This is a genomic window from Leptospira harrisiae (assembly GCF_002811945.1).
GTDB classification, from domain to species: domain Bacteria; phylum Spirochaetota; class Leptospiria; order Leptospirales; family Leptospiraceae; genus Leptospira_A; species Leptospira_A harrisiae.
Map to the genome: position 1 here is coordinate 134,193 of NZ_NPDX01000002.1, position 13,938 is coordinate 148,130.

Consider the following 13,938-nt stretch of genomic DNA (forward strand, 5'->3'; position numbering starts at 1 on the left):
ATTTTATTTGGAAAGCGAGTTAACGGCTTCTTGTTCCGTTTCAAAAACTTCGAACAAGTCCAAAAGTTCCACTACATCGAACACCTTTTTGACAGGAGGAGTGATGCAACAGAGTTTTAACTTTCTGCCTTGTTTGTCCAATTCTCGAACCATCCCAACAAAGATGCGAATCCCAGAAGAAGAGATATAGGAGATAAGCTCTAGGTTGATGATGATATCACCCTCGCCGTTTTGCACGTCATCGGCCAATTTGGCCTCCACTTCATCCGAATGGGTAATGTCCAAACGACCATTAAGGTGAACGAGTGTGTGCTTTCCGATTTTTTTGGTCTTTATTTCCAAAGCGAGCCTACTTGGTGACTAGAATCTCTGAAAACACCAAAGGTTCAAGAAATTTTTACGCTGCTTGGTTTTTGTTTCGGTTAAAAAGTCGCGGATCTGTTCGTTCTTCGACCGGAATGTGCAATAATATTCTTTGCTTAGTGGAACGTGTGGATCTATGTCCCAAAAACTCTTGGATTTCCCAAACAGGAAAACCTTTTTTGAAAAGATCTAATGCGATCACATCACGAAGGAACGGAATATGTATTTCTCTTGAAATGAGGTTACTTGCATTCTTTAGAATTTTCTGAACGGTTCTTGTCCGTAACTTTCCATAACGACCTGGAAACAGATAATCAGTCGGTGAAAATTCTGATGAATAACGATAGAGTTCCAAAGCTAGGTTGGGTTCAAGAAAGATCTTCCTTCTTTGCAAACGACCACCGTTCTTTAATTTAAAGATGGTGCGTTCAGAGTTGAAGTCTGATACCTTAAGATGGATGAGCTCCGGGAGTGAAAGACCAGTGCAAACCAAAAACTTAATGATTAAGTAGTGGTGGTAATTCCGGTACCGGAGTCGCAACAACAGAGTTCGTATTTCTGATTGGTCAATCAAACGGTTGTCAAGCGTTGTCACATCAACTGTCAGAACTTGTGGGAGGAGGGCCGGTAATTTCAAATCTTTATTTAGCATATAATTTTCTCGCAGGAATGTATCAGTTATAACAATCCATGCAATCAAATTGTCACCAAACTGTGGTTTTGGATCGATTTTCCTAAGAAATAAATTTACTAGTTCATGTTTTCGCACCTTCCCATTTTCTGCTTGATTCATATTTTAAAAACGATCCTATCTTTGTGAGAAACGATAAAGGACAAACACGGAATGGACGCTTTGGAACTGAAAACGAATGACCCGGAACTCCAACTGACAAAGGAAGATTTACAAAAAGTTGAAGAACTTACAGGACAAATTAAACTCAATAGTCCGAATGATGTAGTATCTTATGGGGCCTCAGCCCAGGCCAAGGTATCTGAATTTGCCGACAAAGTTCTATCAGAAATTAAAACAAAGGATTCGGGCTATGCAGGCGAATTATTAAATAACCTGTTGTTTAAAATAAAAGACTTAAATTTGGATAGTTTTGCTGGTGAGGGAGGGACTTTATCTAAAATTCCGCTCATTGGTGGTCTTTTTGATGCTTCCAGGAAATTCCTGGCAAAATTTGAAGATTTACAATCGCAAATAGAAAAAATCGTAGATGAGTTACACACTGCACGCACGAACCTAACAAAAGACATAACATTGTTGCAGGCGTTATATGAGAAAAATTTGGAATATTTTAAAGAAATCCAAGTGTACATTGCTGCTGGTGACCAAAAGGTAAAAGAATTAAGAGACAAAATCCTACCCGAAATGTTAGAAAAGGCAAAAGCCCAAGGGGACACTTTGGCTTCACAACAGTACCAAGATATGGTGCAAATGGTAGATCGATTTGAGAAAAAAATTCATGATCTAAAACTCACTCGGATTCTTTCCTTACAAACTGGGCCACAAATCCGACTCATCCAAAACGGCAACCAGGTCCTTGTTGAAAAAATTCAAAGTTCCATTTTAAACACAATTCCACTTTGGAAAAATCAAATCGTGATCGCATTAGGTTTGTTACGTCAAAGAAAAGCTTTAGAGGCACAAAAAGAAGTTTCCAAAACAACAAACGATTTGATTCAAAAGAATGCCGAAATGTTAAAGACAGGAACAGTTGAAATTGCTAGAGAATCGGAAAAAGGAATCATTGAAATTGATACATTAAAATCTGTGAATCAAAAATTAATCGAAACCATTACTGAAACTTTGAAAATTCAAGAAGATGGACGTCAAAAACGAAAATCTGCAGAACAAGAAATGATCAAAATAGAATCTGAAATCAAACAAAAATTGTTGGAATCAAAATAGAATGTCAGAACTAGAGTTGGAACAAAATCAAGAAGAAAGGAAATGGGCAAGGCGTGCCCATCTTTCTACAATTTTAACTTATCCTATGGCATTATTGCCTTTTCCTTTTTTTATCTCTTCACTTGGTGCAATGGTTTATCCTTTTGTACTTTGGCTTTCTAGAAATAAGTCCTCATACTCCGCCAAACAATCGCTAGAGGCAATTTATTTACAGGCATTGTTATCTCTTGGATTTTTTGGATTTGGAGCTAAGTTTAGTGATGATCGAGTTTTGCTGGTGTTTTCTTATGTATTAATGGCATTCCTACATGTTGTTTTTTTGGGAATCGCCATTTATCGTACGACCATCGGAAAAGCGCATCATTATCCATTTAGTTTTTTCCCACTTCTTTTTTCTTCCAATCAAACAAAAGAGAATTGGAATGAACTTAAGAAAAAATTCGAAGACAAAGTAGAGTTTAGCGAATACAAATCGCAAATGGAAAAGTTGGATGAATTCCGAAGTAAAACCGAAAAAGAATCCAAATCTCTTACTGATCTAACCTTACAAGGTTTGTGTACAGAATATTTACATTCGCTTTCAGACCTACGTGTAAAACTTGCAGAAGATCCACTTTCGTATCGAAAAGCAAAACAATTTTTAAATTACTTCCCTGAGACTGTTTCTAAAATTTTAAACCAATACAATCAGTTGAATTCAGAAGTTAATTCAGCAGAATCTGAAAAAAGAAAAACAGAATTAAACTCGTTGCTGAGCGAAGTCATTAAAACGACAGAACAGGTTAGAAATAAATTGAAAGCAGATGAAACCCTAAATTTAGATGTTGAGATCACCGCAATGAAGAAAAACATCGAATTTGGTGGGTATTGATGCAATCTGAATTACTTGATAGATCATATCATTTTTTAAACTTTCTTCCAAATGTTGCTGATTTTTTGGTTCAAAAACATAAAGAATCAGGACTTAAAGTAGATGAAAAGGGTCTGTACAATCTCGTCACTGAAGCAGATTTAAAAGCAGAGTCGATGATTCTGGATGAAATTCAAAAAAACTTTCCCCTCGATGGAATTTTATCCGAAGAACGTGGAACGATTGATGGTAAGTCGGGTTATACTTGGGTTGTGGATCCATTGGATGGAACTACAAATTATACTCATGGTTTGCCTTTGTATGGAGTTTCCGTTGGGGTCGTAGAAACAGAAACAATGACACCCCTGATTGGAATGGTTTTTTTTCCTGAGTTAAATACTTATTATCATGCAATCAAAGGCCAAGGAGCATTCAGAGAAAAAACTCCTATCCAAGTTTCCAAAACAAGTTCACTGAAAGACTCTCTTTTTGTAACAGGATTTCCTTACGATAGAAATTTATCTTTAGATACGCTTATGCAATACTATAAATCTATTTTGCAAAAATCCCGTGGAATTCGCAGAACAGGTGCAGCAACTCTCGATTTATGTTGGTTAGCCGAAGGAAAATTTGAGGGTTATTATGAACTTGGATTAAAACCTTGGGACATGGCTGCTGCTGGCTTGATTGTCTTGGAAGCAAAAGGAAAAATCACGTCAATGGATGGAAATGATTTTTCAATTTTGATTCCGAGTTTACTTGCAACTAATGGTTTTGTGCATGAATATTTGTTAGCTGAATTTGAAGGACAAATCAACCGAGTAGTATATTAACCATTTGATTTAGTTTTTTACGGATCGCATCTTTACTAAAATTTTTCAGAACATACTCTCTGCCATTCCGACCCAGTCGGGTGGCAATTTCTCGGTTTTCCAATAGAAAATCCAAAGTCCTTTGGAAAGAAAGAGAATCTGAATAATACAATCCTCCTTGGCTTCTTAAACAATGGCCTCGCATTACGGATGAATTGGCGTTGACCAAAACTGGTTTTTTCTGAATCCAAGCTTCCATAATAGAAATTGAAAAACTTTCAAAAGCAGATGGGTTTAACAAAAGAAATGATTTTTGAATTTCAGAAATTTTTTCCTCTTCACTTACAAAACCAGTAAAATTAATTAATGGATTTTTTGGAATTTCCAATGATGAAACGGAGCCCAAACATTTTAAACTGATGTCTTTCCGATGAGAATATAATTGCCAATTTTCAAAATATTGAAAAAGTTCAGGATATCCTTTTGCCGGTTCAATTCGGCCTATGGTAATCAATTGATTCGATTTTGAAATTGTGAATTTCTCCGGAACAAAATGATCAACAAGATAAGTTCCAATTAAAAAATAAGAACTAACTTTTTGTTTTGTATAACTTTCGTAAACGGACATTTCTTCAGGAGCGTTAAAACTATATATAAAATTATTTGAATATACTTTTTTATACATGGGAAGTCGAAATGGAGGTTCATCATGAAAGGTTGGAACTATGACAAAAGGTATTTTCAAATTTGGAATGCTTGCCACAACAGGATAATAAAGGTATCCAATTAAAATCGCTAAATCATAAGAATTTTGTTCTTTTGTTATGTAATTAATTAAGTCAGGGCAATAAGGTCCCTGTTCTTTTAGAAATTCCCATTGTTCTTTTTCTGAAACTGATTCACCTTTTTCCAAACATTGGTTTAAGATGTGATTCATTTTAGTCATGTTTCTTGTTTGAGTCACAGGAAATCTTAAAACGCGAATTGAATTTTCTATTCTATCACCTTTCGGAAATTCATTTTTCCAACTTACATAATCCTTTGCAGAAGATGTACAAACAGTAACGTCATTTGATTCAGATAAAATTGACGCATAATCGTAAGCTAATTTCTCTGCACCGCCAGATGCATTTTGTAAAAATCGTGCTGTGATGATTAATATTTTTGCCAATTTTAATTTCTCACTACTTCGAGAATGGGGAGAATGCTCGTAGATTGTAAATAATCATCTAACCTGATATTCTGGGCCCCAATGACGGAATTACGGAATTCCGAATTTTTAAAAACAGAATCAACTAAAAGAACAAGGGAATCAAAGTCTTTAGAATTAAAAAGAATACCAGAATGATTTAGCGTTTCAGGAATTGCTCCTGCTGCAAATGCAACAACAGGCAAATGAAAATACATTGCTTCCATAAGCGGAACACAAAATCCTTCATGTTCACTCATTGACAAAAACATGTTACTTTCTGAATAAATTTTCTTTAACATAGTTTCATCTACATAAGAAATGATTTTTACTTCTTCTGAAAGATCCAAATGATGAATCATAAAATTCAATTCATCCAAGTATGACTGTTGGTTTGGATTACAAAAACCGAGCATTCTCATAGAAAATTGATTTCCCATTTTGGATTTCCAAGTTCTTGCAAAACGAATCAAATCATCTTGACGTTTGTTGGGGGCGATACGACCGACAAACAAAAACGAAGGTTTGGCAAATGATTTAAGTTTTAAATCTCTTGGAACATCCTTCCATTTTTGAAAGTTCAAATGTAGTGGAAGTAATCTTGCGTTTTTAAATCCAATTTCCTGGAGTTCAGCCAAGTTGAAATTTGAAACTGCAAATGAATGATGGAAGATATCACGGATCATTTCTAAGTCTTCTCTACCCTTGCGTAGCAAATAAGAAAATTTGAGATCATAACCTGTAAAAAAATCTTCGGGAGTTACATTATGATAAATTAAAATTTTTTGATTTGGGAATTTTAAGATAAATTCTAATGCTTCACTATGAATGGAATGGTGGTAAACCAAAACATCATCTGGTTTGATTGCAGCCTTTGTAAGTTTTTCGGCATATTTGCGGTCATGTGAAAATACGTTTTCAGCAAATATTTTTCCAATGTATCCTTCTTTGGACAGTAACCGTTTAATTTCCAACATTTCTTGGGAAATTGCATCACCTAATTGGAATCCTGCGGAAAATTGATGGATGTTCATTGGATACCCGATTTAAGAATGTTCGCAATCACTTCTTGGAATGGAAATTGATTATAAAATTTTAATGTTTGGTATTGATTGTTTAACAAAGAATTTGACTTTTCTGTTTGATACAAATTTTCCTTCATCAGTCTTACGAGTAACGGGTAATTTTTTGTTTGAAATAGAAAACCAGCTCCTCTCATTGTTCCGGGAATGGCACCGGCAGAGTATGCAAATACAGGAATCCCGCAACCGAATGCTTCAAGGATGGGTAAACAAAAACCTTCATGTTCACTCATTGAGACAAATGCAGCAGATTGTTTTAGAATTGAAATCACTTCCGAGTCGGTTTTCCCTGTTAAAAAAAGAACTTTTTCTTCTAAGTGTTTTCTTTGCACAAGTTCTGTTAACTTTTCATAGTATCCATCAAAAGCTCCAATTATGGAACCTATGCACAAACACTGAGCATCTGGAAAGTCCCTGACCCATTCAGAAAAAAGTTCGATCAAATCTTCCCATTTTTTTTGGGGAGAATAACGACCCACAAAAACCAACGAGTGGTTTTTTGAATCAGCATCTTGTATTGAATTTGTTTCGTAAGATTTGCAAATAGGTATGATATAAGGATTTCGAAACTGGTATCCAGAGATTGTTTGGAAATTATATTCCGAGTCACACCAAATAGAATCACAAAAAATAGATAAACTTGCAATTTCTAAATATGAAAGTGATTCAAACTTTTCCATAGCCCAATGAATATCTGATGTTGTAGTATCTTTATAAAAACTAGCGGGAGTTATGTTGTGAAATCTGAGTATTTTACGACCAGGGAGGTTTTGGAAAAGCTGGTATGGGTAACCTGAGCCACCATAATGTAAAATATGAATATCCTCAGCGGATGTTGGATGGTCAAAAGAATTAACAAAATGAAACTGGCTACTTAATGATTTACCTTTTCTTGGTAATCTGGTAATGAAATGTGATTTGAATCCAAGTGAAACAAACACTTCTGCAAGTCCAATTGCATCATTTCCGACTCCATCCGAATCCTTTAGTTCATCTAAATGTTGAAAAACATTCATTTTTCAAATTTTGTGTATTTGTATACTTTTGTATCTTCCGTCGTAGAAAGATCTCGAACTTGATTGAAACCGAGAGTCTCTAAATAACTCGGCAAACACTCTAAGTCAATTTCTGAAACCTGAAGATCTCGGAACGGGCGATTGGTGTCACTTGGTTTTGTTGAAACGGAAAAATACAAATTGTTACCATTTATCATGGAATTTGAAATTTCAGCAAATATCCTTTCAATCCAGAATGATGGAAAACGATTGAGTGGTAGGTAAACCAATATGTCAGTGGGTTTTTTGAGTATTTGGTTTAGTGGGAAAAGTTTTTTTTCCAACTGAACGGTTGCAGTAATTTTACTTTGTATGAATTGAAATTCATTTTCAAAAGAAGTTATACATTGGAAAGGAACTTTTAAAATCGAAAGTTGTTTTAAAATATCTCCCCATTCGGGAAATAAAACGGTTATTGCCTTTGTCTTTGAAATATCTTCCAAAGCAATTTTCCATGTTGGGTTAGAACCTGAATCTATAAAATATGAATTAGCCGCCCAACCAAAGTTAGGCAACTCGTCAGAATGATTGTTTAATAGGTGATCACGGTAAAAACCATCAAAACGGTTTTCTATTTGTTCAATTCGTTTGCTCAAACGAACTAGTTCATGTAGAACCGAAAAGAATGCACGAATTCGATTCTCAGATAATTTTTTGTCGATGAGTCCATAAACAGAAATTAGGCGATTAACAATATACTTAATTGGTCCTTTGATGAACCAAAATTTGGGATTTGAAAATTTGGGACTTGAAATTCCTTTTTCGAATAGATGTGCAGTACCAGCTGGATCAAATTTACGAAACCCTTGTGGAGATTCTGGTTTATAACTGATCTTTGTGAGTTCTTGCCAATTAGGAATTTGTCCTGGATCGAGAGGGATTTTAGATTCGATTTTCTGGACCAATTCGGATACATTCAACTGTGGGTCTCTTACTTCGACAAAGGGGGATGGATTGAATTTCTTTTTGTCTTCCACAGTTTTCTTTCTTTTGTTGAGAGGATTTGAAAAATTGGAAGAATGGCAACTAAATCTTAGAGCCGAATCGGAAATTTCCCTTTTCTATGAAAAAAAAACAAACTTTAGTCACCGGAGCCAGTGGATTTGTCGGAAGTTATCTCATTCCCGCTCTAGAATCGCTTGGTGAATACCAAATCCATTGTTTTCAAGGTGACATTCGTGACCGAGAGGTAGTGGCAAAAAATTTGGAAGTGGTCCAACCAGACATCCTCATCCATTTGGCAGCCCAAGCTTTTGTTCCGATAGCCATTGAAAATCCTTGGGAAACCGAAGAAATCAATGTGGGCGGAACTCTAAATTTAATCGAATTTTTACATCGAATGCAAAGGCCTTGCAAAATGTTGTACGTTTCTTCAGCAGATGTTTATGGGAAACAAAACTTATCTCTTCTCCCATTAAAGGAATCACTTTTGCCCAATCCTGTGAATCCTTATGCGGGAAGTAAATTGGCTGCTGAATCCTATTGTCGCCAATACGCGGCATATAGCCCTTTTGTTTCCATTGTCATTGCTCGCCCTTTCAATCATATTGGAATTGGCCAACGTAAGGAGTTTGTGATTCCTAATTTTTGTTCTCAAATCATTGAAGCCAAACATTTAGGAAAACCAACAATTGCTGTTGGTGATTTAGCTCCAACTCGAGATTTTTCCCATGTGGAAGATATTATCAATGGCTATTTGACATTAATTGAAAAAGGGGAATCCGGCGAAATTTACAATATTTGTTCTGGAGAAGAACGAAGTATTCAATATATGGTAGAAGAGTTAGTAAAAATTTCAGGACATGATATCAAATTTGAAGTAGATGCTGGACGCGTAAGAGCCTCTGAAACATCCAAGGTGTATGGAGATAATTCTAAATTAAAAGCGCTTGGTTGGAAAAACAAACATAGCTTAAGCGAAACTCTTCGTCAAATTTACAATCACTTAGAATCGGAATTTTTGAAATCTAAACAAACGGATTGAACTTCTTTCCAAGTTTTATCTGAAACAATTTTTTTGATTGTACCTTTTTTACCGGATTGAATCAATTTTTCCAATGTTTTCATTCTTTCTTCTGTCGCAGGATGTGTACTTAGAAAATCTGTAAGAGATTTTGTAACGACCTGATCTTCTTTTGCGTTTGCATCTTTAGGATTTTTTTCTGATTTAGTCATCTCTTTTTCTAGTTCTAACATCCGATGAAAGAAAGTGAGGAGGCCAGAAGGGGAAAGATTTTGATTTTTGAGATATTCAATGGAAGTAATATCCGCTTCTGTTTCAAAATCTCTTGAAAATTTTAGAACAAGGATCGTTGAGCCAAGTTCTGTAAAAGTCTCAAGAAATTCCATATTACCTAAACCTGGTCCAACGACTAATGAAATAGCTAGAGACGTTCCGCCAGCTTTCACAAGATTTCTCATATGGTGTCTTTTTTCCACATGAGCCACTTCATGTGCCAAAACTCCTATGACTTCTTCTTGCGATTTAGCATCGTTTAACAAACCAGAAAAAAAATAAATTCTTCCATTGGAAAGAGCAAAGGCATTGGGAATGGTTGATCCAATCACCGAAACTTTGAACTCGTGGGAACTATTTTTGGGAACGATTTTTTTTAAAGCTTCAGCAAAGAACTTGTCTGTTGCTTTCGTATTACATTCTTGAAATTGAGCATCCATCCTCGCTTGGACCGATTCTCCCAGAGACTTGTCCATTGAAACCGGGATAAAGTTGATCACCAAATCCAAACCTTTAAAATAGAAAAAACCGATCAAAGTTACAATCGCAATGGATAGAATTCCAAGGACAAGAGGGTTCATTTCTCTGATGGAATAAAAAAAAGCATGAGCGTGACTTTGGTTTTTCTTTGATTGAATCCAAAGTGATTCTAATTTTTTTGCGTCCCCTTTAGTACAAAGAATTTCCAAAACAGGACTTTCTCTGGCTTCATCGGGGAGTAATACCAACTTACAACCTTTATGCGTCAGTGAAATTTCAGTGAATTGAGAAAGGTTTAGCTTATGTGCTGTGTCTGCAGATGAAAAATCGATGGTTTGGCCGTGAATCAGAACAGTCCCTTCTTCAGGGACTGCTGATACTCCGTTAAAATACCGGGACGTAAATGTTTGGTTTTGAAACAATGTTTATGAAAGGAAGCCTTCCAAAGCTTCAGCTAGTGCTTCCAATCCCTCCGCAGTCGCATTGGCAGTTGTATCCGTCTGAGCTGAGATAGTAGAAAAATCAACCTCTGCCTCTAAACTAATCGACTCTAAGAATAGTTTGGTCAAACGAACTACAGCCCATGCAAATCCAATCCCTAAGGTAAATATGATGATTAAATAAGCGATGATAAAATTTCCAAAAATCTTTCCACCAGTGATATCAGATCGGAAATTTTTTCCCTGAAAGCTGGTCCTGTTCCAAATGTAGTTCTGGATGTCTGCTAAAAACCAAGAATAGTAAATTCCTAAGGTCACAATACTCAGAAGAAATCCCTTTAAATATAAGAAAAAGATTTCCTTTCCTTCTGCCGAAAATCCAAAGTTTGTATTTCCATATCTAGTTTTGCTTTGGATGTAAGCTTCTTTTTCTGCAAAAAACCATGGATAATAAATACCTAACGTAACAATTGTTAGAAGAATTCCTTTTCCATAAAGTTTAGCCACTTCCAAGATTTTACCATCAAAACCAAATCGTAAATTACGGTAACCTGTTCGAGATGTTAAATACCTCCTTCCTCCCACCACAATGATTGGGACAAGTGCAAGAAAAACACCAAGTGTCAGAAGATATCCTACAATCATTCCGAAATATGGGATGGGAATATAAGCAAGAATGGTTTGGATGATATAAATTCCAATGTAAAGAACGATGAAAATTCCCAATGCCTTGAGGAAACCAATGAATCTTTCTTTTCCTGTTCCGTGAAAGGAAAAACGTTCTCCTGCCCATTCTAAATTCTCAGCCATAAATTTTTGTACATTGGTTCTGGCCCAAAAGCTATAGATCCCCAAAGTTACAACGGTCAGAAACATGTTCTTCAGTAAAATTCCGAAAAGCTGTCCTCCCGTAGCGTGGTATTGTAGTCTTGTATTGTTCATTGGTGTCCCCAAAGGTTTAGTGGGGAGAGTTTAAAAAGAGTAAACAATTGGGTAAAGAAAAATATTTCCTATCCATTAGAAATACAATTCGTACCATTGAACCCAATTCATGACTTTTTTAGGAATCACCGAACTTGTGTAGCATTAGCCAAGTCTATTTTTACAGAATGCGAACTCTTCTTACCTTTTTCTTTTTTGGTGCCATAATCGCATCAGAAAGTTTTGCAGATTCGAGACAAGAATTGCCTCCGACTCTTGGAGATTTGAAAGGCCAAGACAAATCAGTAAGGCAACCTCCTGATCGTAAAGACAAAAAGGGATGTTGTAAAATCAAATATCCAGCAGGTGGGTATGATTTCTTTCTTGCGACTGAGGATGATTGTCGTGCAAGTTTATACTTTGACAGATTCTTAGGAGAGAATAATACTCTATGCTTTCGTTGGGAAGGGGATTAGAATTTGTCAATCTTATGGGCGTTAGAGAACAAGTATTACAGACATTAGTAAAAATTTTTCCATCTTATGATGCGTCCCTTGCGATTGCTGGTGGCGGTTGTAAGGCGTTTTATGCTTTGGGTGTTGGAAAAACCCTTCGAGAGTGGGGAGTCCGATTTACAGAAGTATCCGGTGTGTCTGCAGGTGCTGCTATGGCCTTGTGTATTCTTTCCCAGACAGAAGAACAGTCTGTAGAATACTTTGAAGAAATCACAAAACGAAATTCAAGGAATTTCCATTTTTCAAACCTTTTGAGAGGAGAGTCTACCTTCCCTCATGAGGACATGTACCGCAGAACCATTCGGTTTGGGATGAAGTTTGATAAGGTTTTAGAATCAGGCTCAAAAGTATGGATTCATTCGGTGAAGGCTCACCCAAAGGAAGATTCTTTAAAGAATAAATTCCGTTTGGCACGTTTGATTTCAGAAACGGGAAGAGCTTTTATCTTAGATGATCGGGACCGATCGGAAGGAATTCCTGCGAATCGCACTGCGGAGATGATTAAAAAATGGAATATGGTCGATGTCGACTTTACTGAAAAAGACTTTGTAAACCCAGAAACCATAGAACAGTTTATTATGAATTCTTCTTCTATTCCTCCTATTGTTGACTTTCAATCGGTGGATGATGAGTATTATTTGGATGGGGGGCTAACGAATAATATGGTCATTGAAACTTTTTCGCCTAACGCAAAGATTATTGGTATCCACTATGAACCAAATACGATTGTCGGAAAAGATCCAGAACTATTGGCTAAATCTTATTTAATTACTCCCTCTAAACCTTTGCCAATCACTTCCTTTGATTACACCAACCCAAAAGGTGTCAGAGAAACATTCGAATTAGGAAAGGCGGATGCTTTGGCTCAAAAAAGTGCAATCATCGATTATCTGAGATAAATTTGAAGAGCCTCTAAACCACGTTGTAATGTTTCTTCATCGGAAATCAAACTTACGATAAGAAAGCAGCGGTTATGCGAAAGTCCGTACCAGGAACCTGGGTGAAAAAAAACATTAATTTTTGACAAAATCTCTAAAACAAAATCCTCATCCTTCTTTTCTAAATCAAATTCAAATAGAAAATACCAACCAGCTTCAAATCCTGGAGTATTTAAAATTTTCGGACAATCTTCAACAAAAGAAATACATCGGTTTAAGTTTCGCATAATTCTTGTTCGGATACGATTCTGAACCATCGTTTTCCAGGGAATTAGTTCCGGTATGGCAAGTTGTACCGGCGAATTGACTGAAAGGTAAGTATCGGCGATGAAACCTAAATTTTTATAAATTTGGGAACGATAGGGTTCAGGACTTTTGATTAGGATCCACCCAAGTTTGAGTCCAGGGAGTGCTAACATTTTGGAAAGGCCATTACAAACAAGAAGTGGGAAATTTGGTGTGATTGGAATTTGGTGAGGTTCCCCTGAAAATTCATAACCGACAAAGACTTCATCAACTATAATTGGAATTTGGATTCCCAATTCCTCCCAATCTTTCCAAAATTTTTCCGTTGTCCGAGAGCCTGTGGGGTTTGCGGGACTCACAAGGACTATGAGTTTAGTTTTCGTACTTATACAATTTGCTATACTTTCTACTGAATAAGCCCAAGTTCCTGTTTCCATTTCTTCTTTTAGTGGGTAGTGTACTTCCTTCAGATTTTCAAGACCAACTAAAAAGCTAAACAACGGATAACCAGGATTTGGTGTAAGAATTTCATCTCCAGGATTTGTAAAAAGTTTGAAACAATAGGAATATGCTTCGGAAGTACTTGCCGTAAGAATTAAATCTGATGGTGTGATTGGGATACCACGTTTTTCATATTCCGTGACAATGGATCTCCTTGTTGATTCTAAACCTTCAGCAATTGGTTCGTATTCGCTGATATCTAAATTGGAAAATATATGAGATAAAGCTGAAGGAGGGAATTCCAATCCTAATTTTGTAGGATTGGAATTTGTAAGGTCAAGAATCTCAATTCCAGAACTTTCAAGATTTTGTTTTGTTTGATAAATTTGGTTTTCTTGGTCCAAGTCACCTAACAAATGAAATCGATTTGAAAATGAAAATTGAGATTCTCTCAA

At 36.1% G+C, this 13,938-nt stretch carries 15 protein-coding genes; 6 read left to right on the forward strand and 9 right to left on the reverse strand.

Annotation, left to right across the window (positions count from 1 at the left end):
- Positions 1-3 precede the first annotated feature (3 nt).
- Both CH364_RS10450 and CH364_RS10455 read right to left on the reverse strand, forming a co-directional pair.
- A complete protein-coding gene (locus CH364_RS10450; protein ID WP_002975971.1) occupies positions 4-342 on the reverse strand; it encodes an STAS domain-containing protein in 339 nt (112 codons plus the stop codon).
- Positions 343-397: 55 nt separating this feature from the next.
- Positions 398-1,156 carry a site-specific integrase gene (locus tag CH364_RS10455; protein WP_243401345.1) on the reverse strand — a complete coding sequence of 253 codons (759 nt, stop codon included), beginning with the start codon at positions 1,154-1,156 and terminating at the stop codon, positions 398-400.
- Positions 1,157-1,207: 51 nt separating this feature from the next.
- Between CH364_RS10455 and CH364_RS10460 the strand changes: the two genes are divergently transcribed.
- Genes CH364_RS10460 through CH364_RS10470 form a run of 3 tightly spaced genes read left to right on the forward strand, consistent with a single transcriptional unit; the run spans position 1,208 to position 3,961 of the window.
- Complete coding sequence (locus CH364_RS10460; protein WP_100743854.1) at positions 1,208-2,278, forward strand: toxic anion resistance protein; 1,071 nt, start codon at positions 1,208-1,210, stop codon at positions 2,276-2,278.
- A 1-nt stretch (position 2,279) separates the two neighbouring features.
- Positions 2,280-3,149, forward strand: coding sequence for a magnetosome magnetite crystal formation protein family (locus CH364_RS10465; RefSeq protein WP_100743855.1), 870 nt, complete (start codon positions 2,280-2,282; stop codon positions 3,147-3,149).
- Entirely contained in the window at positions 3,149-3,961 is an 813-nt protein-coding gene (locus CH364_RS10470; protein ID WP_100743856.1) for an inositol monophosphatase family protein, read from the forward strand. The genes CH364_RS10465 and CH364_RS10470 overlap by 1 nt, the downstream gene beginning before the upstream one ends.
- Here CH364_RS10470 and CH364_RS10475 read toward each other — a convergent pair.
- From CH364_RS10475 to CH364_RS10490, 4 genes are read right to left on the reverse strand one after another with little or no spacing between them, the layout of a single operon-like run.
- A complete protein-coding gene (locus tag CH364_RS10475; protein ID WP_100743857.1) occupies positions 3,942-5,111 on the reverse strand; it encodes a glycosyltransferase family 4 protein in 1,170 nt (389 codons plus the stop codon). The two genes, CH364_RS10470 and CH364_RS10475, sit on opposite strands and share 20 nt — an antisense overlap.
- Before the next feature lie 2 nt (positions 5,112-5,113).
- On the reverse strand, positions 5,114-6,163 hold the full coding sequence (locus tag CH364_RS10480; RefSeq protein ID WP_100743858.1) for a glycosyltransferase family 4 protein: 1,050 nt from the start codon (positions 6,161-6,163) through the stop codon (positions 5,114-5,116).
- A complete protein-coding gene (locus tag CH364_RS10485; protein WP_100743859.1) occupies positions 6,160-7,227 on the reverse strand; it encodes a glycosyltransferase family 4 protein in 1,068 nt (355 codons plus the stop codon). Before CH364_RS10485 ends, CH364_RS10480 begins: the two co-directional genes overlap by 4 nt.
- Entirely contained in the window at positions 7,224-8,243 is a 1,020-nt protein-coding gene (locus tag CH364_RS10490; protein WP_100743860.1) for an LIC_10202 family protein, read from the reverse strand. The genes CH364_RS10485 and CH364_RS10490 overlap by 4 nt, the downstream gene beginning before the upstream one ends.
- Positions 8,244-8,329: 86 nt before the next feature.
- Between CH364_RS10490 and CH364_RS10495 the strand changes: the two genes are divergently transcribed.
- Entirely contained in the window at positions 8,330-9,250 is a 921-nt protein-coding gene (locus CH364_RS10495) for an NAD-dependent epimerase/dehydratase family protein (RefSeq protein ID WP_100743861.1), read from the forward strand.
- On the opposite strand, the gene CH364_RS10500 is transcribed toward CH364_RS10495, so the two are convergent.
- Together CH364_RS10500 and CH364_RS10505 are read right to left on the reverse strand one after the other, a co-directional pair.
- Positions 9,208-10,404: a M48 family metallopeptidase gene (locus tag CH364_RS10500; protein WP_100743862.1), complete on the reverse strand. Its 1,197-nt coding sequence runs from the start codon at positions 10,402-10,404 to the stop codon at positions 9,208-9,210. The two genes, CH364_RS10495 and CH364_RS10500, sit on opposite strands and share 43 nt — an antisense overlap.
- Positions 10,405-10,407: 3 nt before the next feature.
- On the reverse strand, positions 10,408-11,364 hold the full coding sequence (locus CH364_RS10505) for a YjgN family protein (protein ID WP_100743863.1): 957 nt from the start codon (positions 11,362-11,364) through the stop codon (positions 10,408-10,410).
- A gap of 167 nt (positions 11,365-11,531) precedes the next feature.
- On the opposite strand from CH364_RS10505, the gene CH364_RS10510 reads away from it, so the two are divergent.
- Positions 11,532-11,819, forward strand: a complete 288-nt coding sequence (locus CH364_RS10510; protein WP_243401346.1) for an LIC_11321 family protein — start codon at positions 11,532-11,534, stop codon at positions 11,817-11,819.
- On the forward strand, positions 11,795-12,757 hold the full coding sequence (locus tag CH364_RS10515) for a patatin-like phospholipase family protein (RefSeq protein ID WP_100743865.1): 963 nt from the start codon (positions 11,795-11,797) through the stop codon (positions 12,755-12,757). The genes CH364_RS10510 and CH364_RS10515 overlap by 25 nt, the downstream gene beginning before the upstream one ends.
- Here the strand turns inward: CH364_RS10515 and CH364_RS10520 are convergent.
- Positions 12,745-13,938 (reverse strand): pyridoxal phosphate-dependent aminotransferase, encoded by a 1,194-nt coding sequence (locus tag CH364_RS10520; RefSeq protein WP_100743866.1) that lies wholly within the window; start codon positions 13,936-13,938, stop codon positions 12,745-12,747. The two genes, CH364_RS10515 and CH364_RS10520, sit on opposite strands and share 13 nt — an antisense overlap.